The sequence below is a fragment of the Pseudomonas caspiana genome (assembly GCF_040224095.2).
GTDB classification, from domain to species: Bacteria; Pseudomonadota; Gammaproteobacteria; order Pseudomonadales; family Pseudomonadaceae; genus Aquipseudomonas; species Aquipseudomonas caspiana.
In genome coordinates this window covers 5,626,958-5,647,954 of sequence record NZ_CP167995.1, presented here as the reverse complement: position 1 = coordinate 5,647,954, position 20,997 = coordinate 5,626,958, and the positions used below count along the sequence as shown (strand labels likewise).

The 20,997-nt window shown below is 58.6% G+C and carries 17 protein-coding genes; 4 read left to right on the top strand and 13 right to left on the bottom strand.

The window, feature by feature from the left end:
- Positions 1-225 precede the first annotated feature (225 nt).
- Together ABRP31_RS25415 and mdoH are read left to right on the top strand one after the other, a co-directional pair.
- Positions 226-2,148, top strand: coding sequence for a glucan biosynthesis protein G (locus tag ABRP31_RS25415; protein ID WP_349972688.1), 1,923 nt, complete (start codon positions 226-228; stop codon positions 2,146-2,148).
- Entirely contained in the window at positions 2,141-4,720 is a 2,580-nt protein-coding gene (gene mdoH / locus ABRP31_RS25410; RefSeq protein WP_349972689.1) for a glucans biosynthesis glucosyltransferase MdoH, read from the top strand. Before ABRP31_RS25415 ends, mdoH begins: the two co-directional genes overlap by 8 nt.
- A 187-nt stretch (positions 4,721-4,907) precedes the next feature.
- Here mdoH and ABRP31_RS25405 read toward each other — a convergent pair whose 3' ends face one another.
- A complete protein-coding gene (locus ABRP31_RS25405) occupies positions 4,908-5,408 on the bottom strand; it encodes an ATP-dependent zinc protease (protein ID WP_087265965.1) in 501 nt (166 codons plus the stop codon).
- 292 nt (positions 5,409-5,700) lie between these two features.
- Here ABRP31_RS25405 and ABRP31_RS25400 point away from each other — a divergent pair, with 292 nt between their 5' ends.
- Entirely contained in the window at positions 5,701-6,594 is an 894-nt protein-coding gene (locus ABRP31_RS25400; RefSeq protein WP_349972690.1) for an acyltransferase, read from the top strand.
- A 15-nt stretch (positions 6,595-6,609) separates the two neighbouring features.
- On the opposite strand, the gene ABRP31_RS25395 is transcribed toward ABRP31_RS25400, so the two are convergent.
- The 10 genes from ABRP31_RS25395 to ABRP31_RS25350 all read right to left on the bottom strand — a co-directional run bounded on the left by ABRP31_RS25395 (position 6,610) and on the right by ABRP31_RS25350 (position 18,960).
- Positions 6,610-7,179, bottom strand: coding sequence for a DUF2780 domain-containing protein (locus ABRP31_RS25395; protein WP_349972691.1), 570 nt, complete (start codon positions 7,177-7,179; stop codon positions 6,610-6,612).
- A gap of 208 nt (positions 7,180-7,387) precedes the next feature.
- Positions 7,388-8,587 carry a formaldehyde dehydrogenase, glutathione-independent gene (fdhA, locus tag ABRP31_RS25390; RefSeq protein ID WP_349973824.1) on the bottom strand — a complete coding sequence of 400 codons (1,200 nt, stop codon included), beginning with the start codon at positions 8,585-8,587 and terminating at the stop codon, positions 7,388-7,390.
- Positions 8,588-8,789: 202 nt separating this feature from the next.
- On the bottom strand, positions 8,790-9,647 hold the full coding sequence (gene purU, locus ABRP31_RS25385) for a formyltetrahydrofolate deformylase (protein ID WP_349973826.1): 858 nt from the start codon (positions 9,645-9,647) through the stop codon (positions 8,790-8,792).
- 145 nt (positions 9,648-9,792) lie between these two features.
- Positions 9,793-10,425 carry a sarcosine oxidase subunit gamma family protein gene (locus ABRP31_RS25380; RefSeq protein WP_349973827.1) on the bottom strand — a complete coding sequence of 211 codons (633 nt, stop codon included), beginning with the start codon at positions 10,423-10,425 and terminating at the stop codon, positions 9,793-9,795.
- Between the two features lie 165 nt (positions 10,426-10,590).
- Positions 10,591-13,608, bottom strand: a complete 3,018-nt coding sequence (locus ABRP31_RS25375; RefSeq protein WP_349973828.1) for a sarcosine oxidase subunit alpha — start codon at positions 13,606-13,608, stop codon at positions 10,591-10,593.
- Positions 13,605-13,928, bottom strand: a complete 324-nt coding sequence (locus ABRP31_RS25370) for a sarcosine oxidase subunit delta (RefSeq protein WP_087265976.1) — start codon at positions 13,926-13,928, stop codon at positions 13,605-13,607. Before ABRP31_RS25370 ends, ABRP31_RS25375 begins: the two co-directional genes overlap by 4 nt.
- A 14-nt stretch (positions 13,929-13,942) precedes the next feature.
- Positions 13,943-15,193 carry a sarcosine oxidase subunit beta family protein gene (locus ABRP31_RS25365; RefSeq protein WP_032628141.1) on the bottom strand — a complete coding sequence of 417 codons (1,251 nt, stop codon included), beginning with the start codon at positions 15,191-15,193 and terminating at the stop codon, positions 13,943-13,945.
- A 17-nt stretch (positions 15,194-15,210) separates the two neighbouring features.
- A complete protein-coding gene (glyA, locus tag ABRP31_RS25360) occupies positions 15,211-16,464 on the bottom strand; it encodes a serine hydroxymethyltransferase (protein ID WP_087265980.1) in 1,254 nt (417 codons plus the stop codon).
- A gap of 302 nt (positions 16,465-16,766) precedes the next feature.
- Positions 16,767-17,984 carry an alanine transaminase gene (gene alaC, locus ABRP31_RS25355; RefSeq protein ID WP_087265982.1) on the bottom strand — a complete coding sequence of 406 codons (1,218 nt, stop codon included), beginning with the start codon at positions 17,982-17,984 and terminating at the stop codon, positions 16,767-16,769.
- Between the two features lie 211 nt (positions 17,985-18,195).
- Positions 18,196-18,960, bottom strand: coding sequence for a TraX family protein (locus ABRP31_RS25350; protein WP_349973643.1), 765 nt, complete (start codon positions 18,958-18,960; stop codon positions 18,196-18,198).
- Between the two features lie 156 nt (positions 18,961-19,116).
- On the opposite strand from ABRP31_RS25350, the gene ABRP31_RS25345 reads away from it, so the two are divergent.
- Positions 19,117-20,157: a low specificity L-threonine aldolase gene (locus ABRP31_RS25345; protein WP_349973645.1), complete on the top strand. Its 1,041-nt coding sequence runs from the start codon at positions 19,117-19,119 to the stop codon at positions 20,155-20,157.
- A 101-nt stretch (positions 20,158-20,258) separates the two neighbouring features.
- On the opposite strand, the gene ABRP31_RS25340 is transcribed toward ABRP31_RS25345, so the two are convergent.
- On the bottom strand, positions 20,259-20,561 hold the full coding sequence (locus tag ABRP31_RS25340; RefSeq protein WP_087265987.1) for a cell division protein ZapA: 303 nt from the start codon (positions 20,559-20,561) through the stop codon (positions 20,259-20,261).
- Complete coding sequence (locus ABRP31_RS25335; RefSeq protein WP_349973646.1) at positions 20,558-20,791, bottom strand: hypothetical protein; 234 nt, start codon at positions 20,789-20,791, stop codon at positions 20,558-20,560. The genes ABRP31_RS25340 and ABRP31_RS25335 overlap by 4 nt, the downstream gene beginning before the upstream one ends.
- Positions 20,792-20,997: the final 206 nt, after the last annotated feature.

Below are 20,997 nucleotides of genomic sequence, written 5' to 3'. Positions count from 1 at the left end.
AGGCTGCAAAGCAATAAATACTTCATCGGACATGGTGCGTTGTGGCGCGCGCTACTAGATAATCGCGCCGTCCGGGGATCCGCGTTTGTGGCACCGTTTGGCAAGGTCAGAAGCTGGTCCGACACCGTTTGGGGAATCATTAGGTTCTTTCGGAGTCGGAACAATGCTCGCCAACCCGGCAATTGATAGCTGGCCGTTGGTTTCTTCATCTGTTTTCGGCGAGGGTTGCTCGTGATTGTTAGTCCCTGTAATGCGGTAAAGACACCTGGCAAGCGGTTGCGTAGCGCGCTATTGGCAAGTTCAGCCCTGATCTCATTGTTCAGCGCCACACAATTGTGGGCGTTTAGTCTTGATGACGTAGCGAGCAGAGCGAAGGAACTGGCCGACAAGAAGTACGAAGCCCCGCGTAGCAATCTGCCGGCCGAGTTCCGCGACATGAAGTTCGCGGACTACCAGAAAATCCGTTTCCGTGAGGATCGTGCTGAATGGGCGGGCGACAGAACGCCGTTCAAAGTCTCGTTCTATCACCAGGGTATGCACTTCGACACCCCGGTCAAAATCAACGAAGTCACTGCGACAACCGTTGAAGAGATCAAGTACGACTCCAGCCGCTTTGATTTTGGCGATGTGAAGTTCGATCCTAAAGCGACCGAGAAACTCGGCTATGCCGGTTTCCGTGTCCTGTACCCGATCAACAAAGACGACAAACAAGACGAAATCATGACCATGCTGGGCGCGAGCTACTTCCGCGTTATCGGTAAAGGTCAGGTTTATGGTCTGTCTGCGCGTGGCATGGCGATCGATACCGCACTGCCGTCTGGCGAAGAGTTTCCACGTTTCACCGAGTTCTGGATCGAGAAGCCAGGCACCGATGACAACCATCTGGTGATCTTTGCGCTGCTCGACTCCCCGCGTGCGACCGGTGCTTACAAGCTGACCCTGCGTCCGGGTACCAATACTCTGGTTGATGTCCAGTCGCGCATGTATCTGCGTGACAAGGTCTCCAAGCTGGGCGTTGCTCCGCTGACGAGCATGTACCTGTTTGGTGCCAACCAGCCTTCGCGCGTGCAGAACTACCGCCGCGAGCTGCATGACTCCAATGGTCTGTCGATCCAGGCGGCCAACGGCCAATGGCTGTGGCGTCCACTGACCAACCCTAAACACCTCGCTGTCAGCAGCTTCTCGGTAGAGAACCCGCGCGGCTTCGGTCTGCTGCAACGTGGTCGCGACTTCAGCAACTATGAAGATCTGGACGACCGCTACGACAAGCGTCCAAGTGCATGGATCGAACCTAAGGGCGATTGGGGCAAAGGTACCGTCGATCTGGTAGAAATCCCGACTGCTGACGAAACCAACGACAACATCGTTGCGTTCTGGAAGCCAGACACTCTGCCAGCACCGGGCGAGCCAGTTGACTTCAACTATCGCATCCACTGGACCATGGACGAGAAAGCCATTCACTCGCCTGATCTGGGCTGGGTCAAGCAGACCCTGCGTTCTGCCGGTGATATCCGTCAGTCCAACCTGATTCGTCAGCTGGACGGCAGCGTAGCGTTCCAGGTCGATTTCGTCGGTCCGATCCTCGCGTCGATGCCTGAAGACAAGACCATTCGTAGCCAGGTCACCACTGACACCAATACTGAGCTGGTGGAAAACAACCTGCGCTACAACCCGGTGACCAAAGGCTATCGCCTGACGTTGCGGGTCAAGGTCAAGGACACCAACAAGCCGATCGAGATGCAGGCCTATCTGCTGCGCGAGATCCCGGCCGAGCCAGGCAAGGAACCTGCGGTATTGGTTGCTGCCAAAGCTCACATCGGTGACGAGAAAAAAGCTGCGCCTAAAGAGGCTCCGAAGAAAGAAGCCGCCGCAGACGCCGCGAAGGATCCGAAAGCCGACGTAGCCAAGGCTGACGCAGCCAAACCTGCCGATGCCAAAGCCGATGCAGCCAAACCTGCTGATGCTGCCAAGTCCGACGCCAAGCCAGCCGACGCTGCCAAAACAGACGTGGCCAAAGCTGACGTAGCCAAAGACGGCAAAGAGACCCAGCAGCCAGAAGCCGATGCGGCACCCACCAATCCAGAGCCGGCCAAGACGCTGCAAGTCATGACCGAGACCTGGAGCTACCAGTTGCCAGCCGATGAGTAATTCCGTACCGGTGCCAGTGTCTCTCAGCGAGTACCTGGCACACCTCCCGATGAGCGATGAGCAGCGAGCCGAACTGGCTGGCTGCACCTCGTTCGCCGAGTTGCATGAGCGTTTGTCTGCTCAGCCAGTTACCGATACTGCCGAAGCCGCTCAGGCTTCGGTGGGTCGCCGACTGACTCTGACTACCGCCGAGGCCTTGGAAGAGGCTGAAATGCTGACCCTCGACGCCAATGGTCGCGTGTGCCTCAAGGCTACGCCACCGATCCGTCGGACCAAAGTCGTGCCTGAGCCATGGCGGACCAACATTCTGGTTCGTATCTGGCGTCGCATGACCGGTCGCAGCAATCCGGTCGAGCCAAAGGTTGAACGCGATCTGCCCAAGGCGCGCTGGCGCACCGTGGGTTCGATTCGTCGTTACATCCTGCTGATCCTGATGCTCGGTCAGACCATCGTGGCTGGCTGGTACATGAAAGGCATTCTGCCGTACCAGGGCTGGTCGCTGGTTTCACTCGATGAAATCACGCACCAGACTTTCGTGCAGACCATGTGGCAGGTTCTGCCCTATGCCTTGCAGACCAGTATTCTGCTGCTTTTCGGTATTCTGTTCTGCTGGGTTTCAGCCGGTTTCTGGACAGCCTTGATGGGCTTCCTGGAGTTGCTGACAGGCCGCGACAAATACCGGATTTCCGGTGCCAGTGCGGGTAACGAGCCGATTGAGAAGGGTGCTCGTACTGCGTTGGTCATGCCGATTTGTAACGAAGACGTGCCTCGTGTGTTTGCGGGTTTGCGGGCGACTTTCGAGTCGGTTGCGGCCACCGGTGACCTCGACCGTTTCGACTTCTTCGTGCTCAGCGATACCAACGAGACCGACATCGCCGTAGCCGAGCAACAGGCCTGGCTGGACGTGTGCCGCGAGACAAAAGGCTTCGGCAAGATCTTCTATCGCCGTCGCCGTCGTCGCGTAAAACGCAAAAGCGGCAACCTCGACGACTTCTGCCGTCGCTGGGGCGGTGATTACCGTTACATGGTCGTGCTTGATGCCGACAGTGTCATGAGCGGTGAATGTCTGACCAGTCTGGTGCGCTTGATGGAAGCCACTCCGGACGCGGGTATCATCCAGACCGCGCCACGGGCGTCGGGCATGGACACTCTTTATGCGCGCATGCAGCAGTTTGCTACTCGCGTGTACGGTCCGTTGTTTACGGCCGGTCTGCACTTCTGGCAGCTGGGTGAATCCCACTATTGGGGTCACAACGCGATCATCCGCATGAAGCCGTTTATCGAGCACTGCGCCCTCGCGCCGTTGCCTGGTAAAGGTGCGTTCGCCGGTGCGATCCTTTCTCACGACTTCGTTGAAGCAGCTTTGATGCGTCGTGCTGGCTGGGGCGTGTGGATTGCCTACGACCTGCCGGGCAGTTACGAAGAGCTTCCGCCAAACCTGCTCGACGAGCTCAAGCGTGACCGTCGCTGGTGCCACGGCAACCTGATGAACTTCAGGCTGTTCCTGGTAAAAGGCATGCACCCGGTTCACCGTGCGGTGTTCCTGACGGGCGTGATGTCATACCTGTCGGCGCCGTTGTGGTTCTTCTTCCTGGTGTTGTCCACGGCCTTGCTGGCGGTGAACACGCTGATGGAGCCGACGTACTTCCTTGAGCCGCGTCAGCTTTATCCGCTCTGGCCACAATGGCACCCGGAAAAAGCCGTTGCGCTGTTCTCGACGACCATCGTGCTGCTGTTCCTGCCTAAATTGCTCAGCATCATTCTGATCTGGGCCAAGGGCGCAGTCGGTTACGGCGGCAAGATCAAGGTCACGCTGTCGATGCTGATGGAAATGCTGTTTTCGGTGCTGCTGGCTCCGGTGCGTATGCTGTTCCACACCCGCTTCGTATTGGCTGCTTTCCTGGGCTGGGCTGCGACCTGGAATTCGCCACAACGTGACGACGACTCCACGCCTTGGCTGGAAGCGGTCAAGCGTCATGGTCCGCAGACGCTGCTGGGTGCGTGCTGGGCGCTGCTGGTGGCCTGGTTGAACCCAAGCTTCCTGTGGTGGCTGGCACCAATCGTTGGTTCGCTGATGCTGTCGATTCCGGTCTCGGTGATTTCCAGCCGTACCGGTCTGGGGCTCAAGGCGCGCGACGAGAAGTTCTTCCTGATTCCTGAAGAGCACACGCCGCCGCAAGAACTGGTCTCGACTGATCTGTACACCCACGAGAACCGCTGGCACGCACTGAAGCAAGGCTTCATCCGCGCCGTGGTTGATCCGCAACAGAACGCACTGGCTTGCGCACTGGCGACCTCGCGTCACCGTACTGCCGAGCCAATCGAGTTCGTTCGGATGGAGCGTGTGCGTCATGCACTGGCTGTCGGGCCTGAGAAACTCAGTAACCACGACCGTTTGATGCTGCTTAGCGACCCTGTTGCCTTGGGCCGCCTGCATGAACAGGTCTGGAGTGAAAACCACCCTGAATGGCTGGATGCATGGCGAGAGTCCGTCGCCGCTGACCCGCACGCGCCGCTGCTGCCTTTGCAGCCGGTCGTACGCGAGCCTGAGCCTTCTTTGGTTCACGCTTGATTCAAGGCTGGTAAACAAAAACGGCGCCCCGCAAGGGCGCCGTTTTTTGTGGTCTGGATATTTCTATAGGTACGGCGCGGTCCTTTGTGGGAGCTGGGCTTGCCCGCGATAAGGCCGGACACGATTCACTTTACATCGCGTCCGGCCTTATCGCGGGCAAGCCCAGCTCCCACAGGGACGGTGGTGATCAACAATCCGGCTTGTCCGCCGTGTAACGCCGCGCCGGGTTCACCGCTGCGCCAAACTCGCGCAAGGCCTTGGCACCAATCAACAGCGGGTAGTTGAAGTGGCTGCGGTCTACCAGGTTCACCTCGACCGTGCGCTTGACGTTACCCAGGCATAGCTCAAGATCGACAACCGGGCGCTTGGTTGGATCGAGGTCTTCGTCCTCGTCGTCACCTTCGGCGCGGCTTTTGATTTTGCTGATCCGGGATACCTTGTGCTCGTAAACCTTGTTGCTGGCACCTTTGGTGGCGAGGCGGAAGCGTACCCAGTCATCACCATCGCGGGTAAACAGCTCAATGTCCTTGGCCGACAATGACGCTGTCAGTGCCCCGGTATCCATCTTGGCTTTGAAGGTCTCACCGATTTCCGCGACCTTGATATTTTCGTAGCGACCATACAGCGTCGGCTCGGCAGCCATGACAGGCAGTGCCAGCAGGGACAGTAGCGCCAGGGTTGATTTCACTGGGTGGGTACCTCTATTTGATTGGAATGCAATCGACCTTGTGGGAGCGGTGCTTGCCCGCGATGGCTGCGTCTCGGTCTGTCAGATGCGCCCCGTTATCGTTTATCGCGGGCAAGCCCGGCTCCCACAAGAGCAGTTTTGCAGCATGCCGTTTTAGACATCGCTATCACACATCGTTCGCAGGCCAGAGCTTACCTGTAACCTTGTGAAACATTTGTCCGCGACCAGCGGATTTGGCGCGAACGCAGTTGCTCTTTATCATGGCGGCCCTTGTAGTCCTCCAGAGATCCGTATGCGTCGCCTGCTCACTGGCTGTTTCGTTACATTGCTGCTGTTGCTTAACACGCTGGTCATGATCGGGCCGTTACTGATTTTCGGCTTGCTCAAGCTGACTTTCAGCGGCCAGTTGCGCGATAGCTGCTCGCAAGCGGTGGTATGGATTGCCGAAACGTGGGCAGAAGTCGACAAGCTGATTTTTTCGCTATGCATTCCGACCCGGTGGGAAATTCGCGGTGACGAGGGTTTGCGCAGCGACACCTCTTACCTGGTGATCAGCAATCACCAGTCGTGGGTCGATATCCCCGCGCTGATTCAAGCGTTGAACCGCCGCACGCCGTTTTTCAAATTCTTCCTGAAGAAAGAACTGATCTGGGTGCCGCTGTTGGGCCTGGCCTGGTGGGCGCTGGATTATCCGTTCATGAAGCGCTACAGCAAGGCTTTTCTGGCCAAGCATCCTGAGCTCAAAGGTCATGACCTTGAGATCACCCGTCAGGCCTGTGAACTGTACAAAAATCAACCAGTGACCGTGGTCAACTATCTGGAAGGTACCCGCTTCACAGCAGCTAAACATGCGCAACAGAACTCGCCTTATTCACACCTCCTCAAGCCCAAGGCGGGCGGCGTGGCGTTCGTACTGGCGGCCATGGGTGAAAAACTGGATGCGATTCTGGATGTGACGGTGGTTTATCCAGGTGAGCGCATTCCGGGTTTCTGGAACTTGCTGTGCGGTGACGTTCCGAGGGTGATCATCGATATCCAGACGCGCGAGCTGGACCCGGCGTTATGGCAGGGCGATTACGAGAACGATCCAGTGTTTCGCGAGAAAGTGCAGGGCTGGGTCAACCAGCTTTGGCAGGAGAAGAATGCACGCATCGCCACCTTGCGCGGCGATGCATCCCAAGATTGAAGGATCAGCGCTGAATCAGCTGCCTGCGCCCCACACGCTGCTCAGGCTTTGCAGTGCTGACCCGCCAGCACCTTGTTGACCGAGGTATTGCAGAATCAGTGGTACAAACTGGCTGACCATTGAGCTGTCCATGCCCAAAGCACTGAACGCCTTGTTCACGTCGCCCATGTTTTGTACGTTACCTAACGCGCTGTTCAGCACCGAGCTTTCAGCGCTGTTGCCGGAGTTGCCCAACAGACTTCCCAGGCCATTCAGGCTGCCAAGGCTGCTCAGTGCGCCGTTGCCAGCGAGCTGATCGAGGCCGGGAACGGATTTGCTCAATTGGCTGTAGTCATTACCGGCAAGTTTGTTCTTCGCCAGACCCAGCAATGCACCCGTGCCGCCGACGGCTTGCTCGGGGGTGATATTGAGATTGGTGCCCAGCAGATTGAGCAGGCCAGCAGCTTCAGGCGCTGCGGTGGCTTTCTGATTGCCGTTAGTGGCGTTGGAAACGGCGTTGGCCGCGTCATTCAGATTGAAAGCGAACACTGGACTGGCGGCGAAGGCCATCAAGGTTGCCAGTGCCACACCGCGGGAAATCTTCATTGCAACAAACCCCTCAAACCAGAAAATCCGGCAGCTGCCGGTAGAAACACGTGTTCGACCTTGAGCGGGGTGGCAATGTTCCATCTGGTTGAGAAATGCATAGATACCTGTAGGAGCTCACGAGCACCGCGAGGCAGCGATAGCGATATGTCTGACACACCGCTATCGCTGCCTCGCGGTGCTCGTGAGCTCCTACAGGGGCCGAGGTTTACGCCGCGCTAAACAACTTGTGCGGATCAATCACAAACTTCTTCGGTACACCTGCATCGAACTCGCCATAACCGCGTGGCGCGTCGTCGAGGCTGATGACTTCGACGCCGACGATATCGGCAATCTTGATGCGGTCCCACATGATCGCCTGCATCAACTGGCGGTTGTACTTCATCACGGGCGTCTGACCCGTGTGGAAGCTGTGGGATTTGGCCCAGCCCAGACCGAAGCGAATACTCAGGCTGCCCATTTTAGCCGCAGCATCGACAGCGCCCGGATCTTCAGTGACGTAGAGACCGGGGATACCGATCTTGCCCGCCACCCGCACCACGCCCATCAACGAGTTGAGGACGGTCGCCGGTGCTTCATGCTGCACACCCGCATGGCCATGACCGCGTGCTTCGAAGCCTACGGCGTCGACCGCGCAGTCCACTTCCGGCTCGCCCAGCAGTGCGGCGATTTGCTCGTGCAGCGGGGTATCGAGGGACAGGTCGGCAACTTCGAAACCCTGAGCCTTGGCATGGACCAAGCGAGCAGGGTTCACGTCACCGATGATGACCACCGCGGCACCCAGCAGGCGTGCAGATGCCGCAGCGGCCAGACCAACCGGGCCCGCGCCAGCGATGTATACGGTACTGCCCGGACCTACACCGGCTGTCACCGCGCCGTGATAGCCGGTGGGCAGAATGTCGGACAGGCAGGTCAGGTCGCGGATTTTCTCCATCGCCCGGTCGCGGTCAGGGAGCTTGAGCAGGTTGAAGTCGGCGTAGGGCACCAGCACGTATTCGGCCTGGCCACCGGTCCAGTCGCCCATGTCGACGTAACCGTAGGCACCGCCCGGGCGGGCCGGATTGACGGTGAGGCACACACCGGTGTGTTGTTCCTTGCAGGATCGGCACAAACCGCAAGCGACGTTGAAGGGCACTGATACCAGATCGCCGATTTTCAGATTCTCGACGCCAGTGCCTTTTTCGATCACTTCGCCGGTGATTTCATGGCCCAGTACCAGGCCGGTTTGTGCAGTGGTACGGCCGCGAACCATATGCTGGTCCGAGCCACAGATATTGGTGGAAACCACCCGCAGGATGACGCCGTGTTCGATCTTGCGCCCACGCGGGTCCTGCATTTTCGGATAGTCGATTTTTTGCACTTCGACCTTGCCAGCGCCGAGATACACCACACCACGATTGTCAGACATTCTTTCACCTCGATTTTGTTGTTATGTCGCGGGGAAACGCGCTGCTTTTGTTGGGTGTTGCAAGCAACGCAGGGATTGCTCTTGGGTGCCTGCCTGGATTGATGTTGTTCATACCGCCGCCATCGCGAGCAAGCTCACTCCTACAGTTGATCGCGTTTTCCTGTAGGAGTGAGCTTGCTCGCGATACCGCGAAGCGGTGCCCTTAAAGCACCACTGTCCTGTTGGCGTTCAAAAACACACGCCGCTCAATGTGATAACCCACTGCCCGTGCCAGCGTCAGGCCTTCGATGTCGCGCCCTTTGGCGATCAAGTCTTCGGGGTAATGACTGTGATCCACCACTTCCACGCCTTGGGCAATGATCGGGCCTTCGTCCAGGTCGTTATTGATGTAATGCGCAGTAGCGCCTACCAGCTTCACACCTTTGTTGTAGGCCTGATGGTAAGGCTTGGCGCCCTTGAAACCGGGCAACAGCGAGTGATGAATATTGATCGCTTTACCGTCCAGCTTGCGGCACAGGTCCGGCGACAGCACCTGCATGTAGCGGGCAAGGATCACCAGCTCGGCACCTGAATCCTCGATCACTTGCCAGACTTTGCTTTCCTGAGCGGGCTTGTCGTTCGGGTCCAGGGGGAAATGGTAGTACGGAATTTCATGCCAGCGCGCCAATGGTTCCAGATCCGGATGGTTGGACACCACCGCGACCACGTCCATGGACAGTTGGTTGATGCGCTGACGGTAGAGCAGGTCGTTGAGGCAGTGATCGGCCTTGGAAACCATGATCACCACTTTCGGCCGGTAATTCGGCGCAGTCAGCTCGAAGATCATGCCAAAGGCTTCGCCGCGTTCAGTCAGGCCTGCGCGAAAACCTTGTTCGTCAAAGCCATCAGGCTGGCGGAATTCAACCCGGATGAAGAAGCGGCCCGACAGGCGATCATCAAACGAGTGGTGCTCAGTAACGTAGCAGCCCTGCTCGAACAAATAGCGGGTCACCGCGTCCACCGTGCCCAGCACGCTTGGGCAGTCGGCGGTCAGAATCCATGTGTCGGGGGCGCGGCTCATTCGATAACTCCAATATTGATGTGATCACTGTAGGAGCGCGCTTGCCCGCGATCGGCTGCGAAGCAGTCGTGAAAATGGTGAATTCACCATTGCCTGAAAGTCGTTCCGACTTTATCGCGTGCAAGCGCGCTCCTACAGGACCTGATCAGGCCTGAATGGTCAGGCCGTACTCAGCACTCGCATCCTGCAACCACAGCCACCAGTAATCGGCGAAGCTGCGGCGGATCAGTAGCTCCCAGGTTTCTTCGCCAGTGCGGCGGATCACCAGTTGGGATTTCGCGAATACCGTGCCTACAGCCTTGCCCACCGGGAAGTTGTCCGGGTGTACATCGTAGCTGGTGGATTTCATCAGCACTTCGCGGACTTTCGGGCCGCTCAGTTCAAGGATGGACTGACCGCCGCTGACGTTCACGATGGCGATGTGCAGACCGGTCAGTTCCTGGCGCAGTTTCTGCTCCACGGCGAACTCTTCACCGGTCGGCACGATCAGCAGCCATTCATCCGGGCCAAGCCACTGGATCGAGCTCTCGCCACTGATAACCAGTGCCAGTGCGCCGGGCAATTCCATGCCCAGTGCCTTGTGGACTCCTGCGGCGAAAGCCGGGTCGTGAGCGTCGCCACGGATGGTCAGGTGGCCGAGGAGTTTCTTCTCGCGCAGGATCACACCAGGATTGGCGCGACCTTTACCGACCAGGCTGTTGAGGTCGGCATGAAACAACGGTGACTCGGCTTTCTCGCCGGTCGTTGGCCGCTGCTGGTAAACGTTGGCTGTGGTCATAGAGCACCTGTTCTGAATTCTTTTCCAGTGAGCTGGGACCTGTAGGAGCTAGCTTGCTTGCGATAAAGTCGGAACGACTTTCAGGCAATGGTGCATTCACCATTTTCACGACTGCTGCGCAGCCGATCGCGAGCAAGCTCACTCCTACAGGGTAGGCGCACGCCATCAAACGTTCTGCTGCTCACCCTTCGGATCGAAGAACACCGAGGAGACAATTTCGGCTTCGATCACGCTGCCATCAGCCTGAGGTGAGAACACCCGCTCGCCCATACGCTGCAAGCCACCTTTGACCACACCCATCGCGAACGAATAGCCGAGCGAGTTGGCCGCATAGCTGGAGGTCACGTGACCAACCATGGTCATCGGGATCGACTGTTTAGGGTCGAACACCAGTTGCGCACCTTCTGGCAGCCACTTGGTTGGATCAACCGGCTTGAGGCCGACCAGTTGCTTGCGTTGCTCACGCACGCAGTCTTCGCGGTTCATGCCTCGTTGGCCGATCCACGAGAACGGTTTGGTGCGGCCAACACACCAGCCCATGTTCAGGTCGTCCGGGGTCATCGAGCCGTCGGTGTCCTGACCCACGATGATGAAACCCTTCTCGGCGCGCAGCACGTGCATAGTCTCGGTGCCGTATGGCGTGAGGTTGTACTGCTTGCCAGCTTCGATGATCTTTTCCAGCACGCCCATCGCGTAGTCGGCCTGGATATTGACCTCATACGACAGCTCGCCGGTGAACGAGATACGGAATACCCGTGCCGGAACGCCGCCAACCAAACCTTCTTTCCAGGTCATGAACGGGAAGGCTTCACGGTCCAGATCGATGTCGGTCACTTCGCTGAGCAGCTTGCGGCTGTTCGGGCCAGACAGCGTCAGGGTCGCGTAATGGTCAGTCACGGAGGTGAAGTACACCTTCAGATCAGGCCATTCAGTCTGCTGATAGATTTCCAGCCATTGCAGGACGCGAGCTGCGCCGCCTGTGGTGGTGGTCATGATGAAATGGTTGTCGGCGACACAGGCGGTAACCCCGTCGTCGAAGACCATGCCGTCTTCTTTGCACATCAGGCCGTAACGCGCCTTGCCCACGTCGAGCTTGGTCCAGGCGTTGGTGTAAACCCGGTTCAGGAACTCACGGGCATCCGGGCCTTGAATGTCGATCTTGCCAAGGGTCGAAGCGTCCAGCAGGCCGACGCTTTCACGCACGGCTTTGCACTCGCGAGCCACGGCAGCATGGATGTCTTCACCGGCTTTCGGGAAGTACCACGGGCGTTTCCACTGGCCGACATCTTCGAATTCAGCGCCGTTTTTCACATGCCAGGCGTGCAGGGCAGTGAAACGCACAGGCTCGAAGATATGCCCGCAGTGACGACCGGCTACCGCGCCGAAGGTCACCGGCGTGTAGTTCGGGCGGAACATGGTGGTGCCCATTTCCGGGATGGAAACGTTCAGCGAGCGAGCGGCAATGGCCAGGCCGTTGACGTTACCCAGCTTGCCTTGATCGGTGCCGAATCCCAGAGCGGTGTAACGTTTGACGTGCTCAACCGATTCGAAACCTTCACGGGTCGCCAACTCGATGGCGGCGGCAGTGACGTCGTTCTGCAGGTCGACGAATTGCTTCGGCGCACGGGCAGTCGGTTTGTCATGCGGCACCTGGAACAGGGCCAGCGTCGGTTCTTCCGCACGGCTCAGAGCTTTTGGTAATACACCTTCGACGACTTTGAACCCGGCTTCGCTGGCCGCGCGCACGCCACCCTCGAAACCGTCGGCCAAGGCGTCGCCCAATGCGTAGACGCCATTCACGCCGCCGACGCAAACGCGCTTCTGCGGCGCTTCACCCGGTACGAAACCGAGAATGTCTTCACGCCAGACGGGCTTGCCGCCCAGGTGCGAAGCGAGGTGAACGATAGGGCTGTAGCCACCGGAGCTGGCAACCAGATCGCATTCGAGCCATTCGCCAGGACTGGTTACGCGATGAGCTTTCACATCAATCGCTGCTACACGAGCGGCGGTAACGTGCTTGCTGCCACGGGCTTCGATCACCGCGCTGCCGGTCAGAATGCGAATGCCTTTTGCACGAGCTTCTTCAACCAGCGCGCCGCGTGGGTTGTGCCGCGCATCGGCAATCGCGACCACTTGCAGGCTGGCGTCGAGCCAGTCCAGCGCGACGCGGTAGGCGTGGTCGTTGTTGGTGGACAGCACCAGTTTCTTGCCCGGTGCCACGCCATAACGGCGCACATAAGTGGAAACTGCACCGGCCAGCATGTTACCCGGCACGTCGTTGTTGCCGTAAACCAATGGACGTTCGTGAGTGCCGGTAGCCAGCACTACGCGCTTGGCGCGAACCCGATGCATGCGCTGACGCACCTGACCGATAGGCGCACGATCACCCAGGTGGTCGGTCAGCCGCTCATGAATGGTCAGGAAGTTATGATCGTGATAGCCGTTGACCGTGGCGCGAGGCAGCAACACCACGTTCTTCAGGCTTTTCAGCTCAGCGATAACGGTGGTGACCCATTCAGCAGCCGGTTTGCCGTCGAGGCTTTCGCGGCTGTCCAGCAGACTGCCGCCGAACTCTTCCTGCTCATCGGCCAGAATGACTCGAGCACCGCTGCGGGCCGAAGCCAGAGCCGCCGCCAGACCCGCTGGGCCACCGCCAACGATCAGCACGTCGCAGTGCTGGTTCATGTTGTCGTAGGTGTCCGGATCGTTTTCAGTCGGCGAACGACCAAGGCCAGCAGCCTTACGAATGTACTTCTCGTAAGTCATCCAGAACGATTGCGGGTACATGAAGGTTTTGTAGTAGAAACCCGGCGGCATCAGCTTGCCGCCGACTTTGCCGAGAATCCCCATCACATCATTGTTCACGCTCGGCCAGCCGTTGGTGCTGGTTGCGACCAGACCCGAATACAGCGCTTGTTGCGTGGCGCGCACGTTGGGGATCTGCGTGGCTTCGGTAGCACCAATCTGCAGTACCGCGTTCGGCTCTTCAGAACCTGCGGCGAAAATCCCACGAGGGCGTGAATACTTGAAGCTGCGACCGATGATGTCCACGCCATTGGCCAGCAGAGCGGCGGCTAATGTGTCGCCTTCGAAGCCCTGATACGTCTGGCCATTGAAGTTGAAGTTCAGGACCTTGCTGCGGTCGATGCGGCCGCCGTTGGGCAGTCGGTTGGTCTGGCTCATACCTGGTCTCCCTCGCCGCTGGCTGTCTTCTCAAACGCAGGGTTTCTGAACTGCGGTTTGGTGCCAATCGGGTAGGTTTCGAGAATTTCGTAAGTCACGGTGTCGCGGGTCGCGTTGAAGTACTGACGGCAGCCAGCGGCGTGGATCCACAGTTCGTGATGCAGCCCGCGTGGGTTATCGCGGAAGAACATGTAGTCGCCCCATTGCTCGTCGGTGCAGGCGGCCGGGTCCAGTGGACGCGGGATGTGGGCCTGACCTGAAGCGTGGAATTCCTCTTCGGAGCGCAGTTCGCCACAGTGAGGACAGAAGATGTGCAGCATAGGTAGTGCTCCTCTTAGTGGGCGACCGCGGCTGCGCCGTGTTCATCGATCAACGCACCGTTGTGGAAACGGTCGATGGAGAAAGGTTTGGCCAATGGATGCATTTCACCTTTAGCCAGACTTGCCGCAAACACGTTGCCCGAGCCCGGTGTAGCCTTGAAGCCACCGGTGCCCCAACCGCAGTTGAAGAACATGTTCGGCACCGGGGTCTTGGAAATGATCGGGCAGGCATCCGGCGTGGTGTCGACGATGCCGCCCCACTGACGGTTCATGCGCACTCGGGATAGCACCGGGAACATTTCGACGATGGCCTGAATCGTGTGCTCGATCACCGGGTACGATCCGCGTTGACCATAGCCAACCCAGCCGTCGATACCGGCACCGATCACCAGGTCGCCCTTGTCGGACTGGCTGATGTAACCGTGTACGGCGTTGGACATGATCACGCTGTCGATAATCGGCTTGATCGGCTCTGATACCAGCGCTTGCAGCGGGTGGGATTCAATCGGCAAACGGAAGCCGGCGAGTTTTGCCATGTGCCCCGAGTTACCGGCGGTCACCACGCCGACGCGCTTGGCGCCGATGAAGCCTTTGTTGGTTTCAACACCGATGCACACGCCGTTTTCCTTGCGGAAGCCGGTTACTTCGGTCTGCTGGATCAAGTCCACGCCCAAGGCGTCAGCGGCACGGGCGAAACCCCACGCCACGGCATCGTGACGGGCTACGCCGCCGCGACGTTGCACGGTGGCGCCGATAATGGGGTAGCGGGTATTTTTCGAGCAATCGAGGTACGGGATTTCGTCCGCCACCTGTTTGCCGTTGAGCAATTCGCCGTCCACGCCATTAAGGCGGTTGGCGCTGACCCGGCGCTCTGAATCACGCATGTCCTGCAGGGTGTGGCACAAGTTGTACACGCCGCGCTGGGAGAACATAACGTTGTAGTTCAGGTCTTGCGAAAGGCCTTCCCACAATTTCATCGCGTGCTCATACAGGTGAGCAGACTCGTCCCACAGGTAGTTGGAACGCACGATGGTAGTGTTACGCGCCGTGTTGCCGCCGCCCAACCAGCCTTTCTCGACCACGGCGACGTTAGTGATGCCGTGCTCTTTGGCAAGGTAATAGGCAGTCGCCAGACCATGCCCGCCGCCACCGACGATGACCACGTCGTAGACTTTTTTCGGGGTAGGCGTGCGCCACATGCGCTGCCAGTTTTCGTGGTGGCTGAGGGAGTGCTTGAGAAGGCCGAAGCCTGAGTAATGCTGCATGAATAACTACTCCTGACTCAGCTATAAACCGGGAAATCGGAACACAGTGCTGCAACCTGGCTGGCGACATTGGCCTCGACATCAGCGTCACCGAGGTTGTCGAGAATGTCGCAGATCCAGCCGGCCAGCGTGATGCATTGGGTGACTTTGAAACCGCGGGTGGTCACTGCTGGAGTGCCGATACGCAGGCCCGAGGTCACGAACGGCGATTGCGGATCGTTGGGCACCGAGTTCTTGTTAACGGTGATGTGCGCACGACCCAAAGCGGCGTCGGCGTCTTTGCCGGTCAGGCCCTGACGGATCAGGCTGACCAGAAACAGATGGTTATCGGTGCCGCCGGAGACCACGTCGTAGCCACGGTCGATGAACACTTGCGCCATGGCCTGAGCGTTATCGATCACCTGCTGTTGATACGCCACGAAGCCGGGCTCTGCTGCTTCTTTGAAGCACACGGCCTTGGCGGCGATCACGTGCATCAATGGGCCGCCCTGACCGCCTGGGAACACGGCAGAATTGAGCTTTTTCTCGATTTCTTCGTTGGCCTTGGCCAGGATCAACCCCCCACGTGGGCCGCGCAGCGTTTTGTGCGTGGTGGTCGTTACCACGTCGGCGTACGGCAGCGGGTTCGGGTACAGACCGGCCGCGACCAGGCCTGCAACGTGGGCCATGTCGACAAACAGGTAAGCACCGACTTTGTCGGCGATCTCCCGGAAACGAGGGAAGTCGAGGGTTTTCGAATATGCCGAGAAACCGGCGATGATCATTTTGGGTTTGGACTCGACGGCGATGCGCTCGACTTCGTCGTAATCGATCAGCCCGGTAGCGGTGTCGATGCCGTACTGGACTGCGTTGTAGAGCTTGCCGGAGAAACTGACTTTCGCGCCGTGGGTCAAGTGACCGCCGTGGGCCAGGCTCATGCCCAGCACGGTGTCGCCAGCTTGCAGCAATGCCAGGTAAACCGCTGCGTTGGCCGAGCTGCCGGAGTGCGGCTGAACGTTGGCGTAATCCGCACCGAACAGTTGCTTGGCTCTGTCTATCGCCAATTGCTCGACTTTATCCACATGCTCGCAGCCGCCGTAGTAGCGCTTGCCCGGATAACCTTCGGCGTATTTGTTGGTCAGGCCGCTGCCCTGGGCTTCCATCACGCGCTGGCTGGTGTAGTTCTCCGAAGCGATCAGCTCGATATGATCTTCCTGACGCTGCTCCTCGGCATTCATCGCGGCCAGCAGTGCATCGTCATAGCCTTGGATTTGGTCGTTCTTGCTGAACATCGCGGTTCTCCCAGCGGCGGCGTCGCGCCTGACTTATCGGTAGGACCGCAGCATCTAAGCAGGGCCCTTTGACAGCGATACTAGGGCCGGACCAAAGACGCCAAATGCCTACGCACGCCACGCAAAGGTGCGTTTACGACATGGCTGGGAGAGGAGAGCGAATAACGTGCGGGTGAGGTTGGAACGCGATCCATGTGGGAGCCGGGCTTGCCCGCGATAAGGTCGACGCAATTCTCGGATAGACCGAGGTGTCCTTATCGCGGGCAAGCCCGGCTCCCACAGGGGAGTGCGGTGTGCAGGGATTAAAGAGCCTTGCCCGGCAACTGCCCATCCGCCCGGAACATCCCGCGAATACCGCGCACGGCCTGGCGAATCCGGTCCTGATTCTCGATCAGCGCAAAGCGCACATGGTCATCGCCGTACTCACCAAAACCGACACCCGGCGAAACGCAGACCTTGGCTTCGGCCAGCAGCTTTTTGGCGAATTCCAATGAGCCGAGATGAGCATAGGCGGGTGGTATCTTGGCCCACACATACATTGAGGCTTTAGGGTTTTCCACCATCCAGCCCAGTTCATGCAGGCCTTTGACCAACACGTTGCGACGCTGACGGTACTGCTCGGCGATATCCAGCACGCATTGCTGATCGCCTTCCAGCGCAGCAATAGCCGCGACTTGCAGCGGGGTGAAGGTGCCGTAGTCGTGGTAGCTCTTGATCCGCGCCAGAGCGTTGACCAGCTCCGGGTTGCCGACCATGAAGCCGATCCGCCAGCCCGCCATGTTGTAGCTCTTGGACAGCGTGAAGAATTCCACGGCGATGTCTTTCGCGCCCGGCACCTGCATGATCGACGGCGCTTTCCAGCCGTCGTAGACGATATCGGCGTAGGCGAGGTCGTGAACCACCAGCACGTCGTACTGTTTGGCCAGGGCAACCACGCGCTCGAAGAAGTCCAGCTCCACGCACTGCGCGGTCGGGTTGGACGGGAAGCCGAGGATCATCATCTTAGGCTTCGGGATCGAGCCACGAATGGCCTTTTCCAGCTCGGCGAAGAAATCCACACCCGGGATCAGGGGCACCGAACGCACTTGTGCGCCAGCAATCACAGCACCGTAGATATGAATCGGATAGCTCGGGTTCGGTACCAATACCGTGTCGCCCTGATCGAGGGTGGCGAGCATCAAATGCGCCAGGCCTTCTTTCGAGCCGATGGTAACGATGGCCTCTTCTTCCGGGTCGATATCCACGTCGTAGCGTTTTTTGTACCAGTTGGAAATCGCCCGACGCAGACGCGGGATGCCACGCGAAGTCGAGTAGCCGTGAGTGTCTTCACGTTGGGCGACAGTAACCAGTTTTTCGACGATATGCGGTGGGGTTGGCCCGTCGGGGTTGCCCATGCTCAAGTCGATGATGTCTTCACCACGGCGGCGAGCGGCCATTTTCAGCTCGGCGGTGATATTGAAGACGTACGGGGGGAGTCGATCGATACGCGCAAAACGGCGCGGCGAAGGTAAGTCTGCCATGGAGGCCTCAGATACGTAAGCGCCCGGAACCGTCCGAGCGACGTCGGCCACTGCGGTGGCCAGCGCAGAAGATAAGGGCGCTGCTGGCGTTTTGTCTACAGGGATTTTCAGCTCACCTCAATCTCTGCGTAGGAGCGCACGAGCACCGCGAGGCCGCGATGGCGGTGTGTCAGGAGAAACGCCATCGCGGCCTCGCGGTGCTCGTGCGCTCCTACAGGATTGTGGGGGGGGCCCATATTGCCAATATTTCCCGCAAACCCAGCAGCACCAGAAAATGCGCTGGATAGATCGCGTACGCCCAACGCCGCATCGGTTTGACAGGAAAGCTCAAACGACGGCGCAACAACGCCAGCCCAAGTATGGGCGCGATCAAGCAGGCAACCAGCGAGCCGATGGAAACCGGATCACCCCAGGCGGCACCGGCAAACATCTGCGGCCATGCGTTGCCTGCCACGCAGATTGCTCCCGGCAGCAGTGCAAGCCAGATCGGGCGATGCATCACCAACAGCAGCGCCAGCGGCAGCAATGTCCCGAAGAAACCAAACATCAGGTATTTGTGGAAAATGGCTGCGCCCAGTAAAGCGATAAGCGCCATGACGCGCGTCACTGGTAGCCGGTGTCGCCAACCCTGGGCGATCAGCAGACCGAGCACCAGTGTGGGCAGTACGTTAAGCGTGTGAGCGTCATCCATGTACAGCCGATAAGGAGCCTCCGCCATTACGGCGAACAACGACATCCAGCCCAGATAACGCCACTGCACTTTCGGCTCGGGAAAAAGCGCGGATCTGCGTCCCAGATTTGCCGCAATCGCCAGGCAGAACCAAGGAAATGCCAGTCGTCCCGGCACATACAACACATCTATCGACCAGCCGACATAGCGCAAGTGGTCAAGTACCATGGCCAACATCGCCAGCCATTTGAGAAGGTCCAGTGCCTTGTCGCGTCCGGGCAGGTAAGGCGGGTTCGATAGATCCATATCTCTCCGAGAGGGTTAAGCGCGGATTCTAAGGTGGAACGAATTACCTGTGGGAGCGGTGCATGTCACAAGTACAGCGCCTGATACAACAACCCATGACCAAACGCTGCGATCTTCGTTACAGTGCGCAGCATAATCAATGACAAGGATTCGGCCATGACCGATAAAAGCCAGCAGTTTGCCAGTGATAACTATTCAGGCATTTGCCCTGAAGCCTGGGCTGCGATGGAACAGGCTAACCACGGCCATCAGCGCGCTTACGGCGATGACGAATGGACCGCACGGGCCTCGGATCAATTCCGTAAATTATTTGAAACTGACTGTGAAGTGTTCTTCGCTTTCAACGGCACGGCGGCCAACTCGCTGGCGCTGTCGTCGCTGTGTCAGAGCTATCACAGCGTTATCTGCTCGGAAACCGCTCACGTCGAGACTGACGAGTGCGGCGCTCCGGAGTTTTTCTCCAACGGCTCCAAGCTCCTCACTGCACGTAGCGAGCAGGGCAAACTGACGCCCGAGTCGATCCGCGAAGTCGCGCTCAAGCGCCAGGATATCCACTACCCAAAACCTCGGGTCGTTACCCTGACCCAAGCCACCGAAGTCGGCAGCGTTTACCAGCCTGACGAACTCAAGGCGATCAGCGCGACCTGTAAAGAGCTTAATCTGAACCTGCACATGGACGGCGCGCGATTCGCTAACGCCTGCGCTTTTCTGGAGTGTTCACCGGCAGAGCTGACCTGGAAGTCGGGCGTCGACGTGCTGTGCTTTGGCGGCACCAAAAACGGTATGGCGGTGGGGGAGGCGATTCTGTTCTTCAACCTCAAGTTGGCTGAAGACTTTGACTATCGTTGCAAACAGGCCGGGCAACTGGCGTCGAAAATGCGTTTCCTTTCCGCCCCGTGGGTCGGGCTACTAGAAGGTGATGCATGGCTCAAGCACGCCAGCCATGCCAACCATTGCGCGCAATTGCTCGCCTCGCTGGTCCAGGATATTCCGGGCGTTGAACTGATGTTCCCGGTCCAGGCCAATGGCGTGTTTCTGCAGCTATCCGAATCCGCCATTGCCGCGCTGACGGCCAAGGGCTGGCGCTTCTATACCTTCATTGGTAATGGTGGCGCGCGCTTCATGTGCTCATGGGACACCGAAGAAGCCCGCGTGCGCGAGCTGGCGGCGGATATCCGGCTGGTGATGGGGGCTTAGTCTGGTTTGGGCGGCTTTTGTAGGAGCTGCCGAAGGCTGCGAAGCGATGTGTCAGTAATACTGCTTCGCAGCCTGCGGCAGCTCCTACAGGGGCATTTGGCTCAGTTCTGCGCAATCGTCTTCGAAATCGCATCCACGGTGGCATCGACCTTCTCGCGGCAGCGGTCGAGTTCAACCTGGTGTTGCTGCTTGAGTTCGATCTGCTGCGAACACAGGTTCAGGGCAGCCAGTACCAACAGGCGGTCGCCAATCAGAGTCGGGTATTTGCGCTTGGTATCGGCCAGCGATGCACGAAGCAGTGCCGTAGCCTGCTGCAGAGTTTGCTCTTCGCCGGCGGGCGCCTTGATCGAATAGTCGTTACCGAGAATCGAAACGACCGTCACCCCGTTTCTGTCGGTACTCATGCGCTGACTGCGCTTGCGCTGGTCGCACGGTCAACAAGGGCCTGAATGCGCGCAGCAGTGGCACCTTGTTTCTCTTCCTGCTCCATCAGACTCAATTGCAGACTGTCGTTTTCATCCCTGGCTTGAGCCAGCTCCGTAGTGAGCTGGGTATTTGTGCTTTGCAGCTGCTGGTTTTGTTGCACCAGATCGCTGACAAGTTGTTCCAATTGGCTAAGGGATGCTTCCAACATTTTGATTTCTCGAGCAAATTTCAACGGGCGCACACCTTAAAGAAAAGTCACTGCGCATACCAGTGAAGCCGCTTAAATAACGACGTTTCGGCGCGCGGGCTTCCTCCCTGAAGGCAAGTGCATAAACAGGCCCTGTTGACTGTGATTTATCCATCTGGTTCCTGCTGCTCGTCAGTCCGGTCAGAGCGAGAAAATATGCGGTCTTC

What these genes read in the sequence shown, in the direction of transcription:
- mdoH (WP_349972689.1), top strand. Translation starts at nt 2,141, where the DNA reads ATGAGTAATTCCGTACCGGTGCCAGTGTCTCTCAGCGAGTACCTGGCA.
- ABRP31_RS25400 (WP_349972690.1), top strand. Translation starts at nt 5,701, where the DNA reads ATGCGTCGCCTGCTCACTGGCTGTTTCGTTACATTGCTGCTGTTGCTT.
- ABRP31_RS25395 (WP_349972691.1), bottom strand. Translation starts at nt 7,179, where the DNA reads ATGAAGATTTCCCGCGGTGTGGCACTGGCAACCTTGATGGCCTTCGCC.
- fdhA (WP_349973824.1), bottom strand. Translation starts at nt 8,587, where the DNA reads ATGTCTGACAATCGTGGTGTGGTGTATCTCGGCGCTGGCAAGGTCGAA.
- purU (WP_349973826.1), bottom strand. Translation starts at nt 9,647, where the DNA reads ATGAGCCGCGCCCCCGACACATGGATTCTGACCGCCGACTGCCCAAGC.
- ABRP31_RS25380 (WP_349973827.1), bottom strand. Translation starts at nt 10,425, where the DNA reads ATGACCACAGCCAACGTTTACCAGCAGCGGCCAACGACCGGCGAGAAA.
- ABRP31_RS25375 (WP_349973828.1), bottom strand. Translation starts at nt 13,608, where the DNA reads ATGAGCCAGACCAACCGACTGCCCAACGGCGGCCGCATCGACCGCAGC.
- ABRP31_RS25370 (WP_087265976.1), bottom strand. Translation starts at nt 13,928, where the DNA reads ATGCTGCACATCTTCTGTCCTCACTGTGGCGAACTGCGCTCCGAAGAG.
- ABRP31_RS25365 (WP_032628141.1), bottom strand. Translation starts at nt 15,193, where the DNA reads ATGCAGCATTACTCAGGCTTCGGCCTTCTCAAGCACTCCCTCAGCCAC.
- glyA (WP_087265980.1), bottom strand. Translation starts at nt 16,464, where the DNA reads ATGTTCAGCAAGAACGACCAAATCCAAGGCTATGACGATGCACTGCTG.
- alaC (WP_087265982.1), bottom strand. Translation starts at nt 17,984, where the DNA reads ATGGCAGACTTACCTTCGCCGCGCCGTTTTGCGCGTATCGATCGACTC.
- ABRP31_RS25350 (WP_349973643.1), bottom strand. Translation starts at nt 18,960, where the DNA reads ATGGATCTATCGAACCCGCCTTACCTGCCCGGACGCGACAAGGCACTG.
- ABRP31_RS25345 (WP_349973645.1), top strand. Translation starts at nt 19,117, where the DNA reads ATGACCGATAAAAGCCAGCAGTTTGCCAGTGATAACTATTCAGGCATT.
- ABRP31_RS25340 (WP_087265987.1), bottom strand. Translation starts at nt 20,561, where the DNA reads ATGAGTACCGACAGAAACGGGGTGACGGTCGTTTCGATTCTCGGTAAC.
- ABRP31_RS25335 (WP_349973646.1), bottom strand. Translation starts at nt 20,791, where the DNA reads ATGTTGGAAGCATCCCTTAGCCAATTGGAACAACTTGTCAGCGATCTG.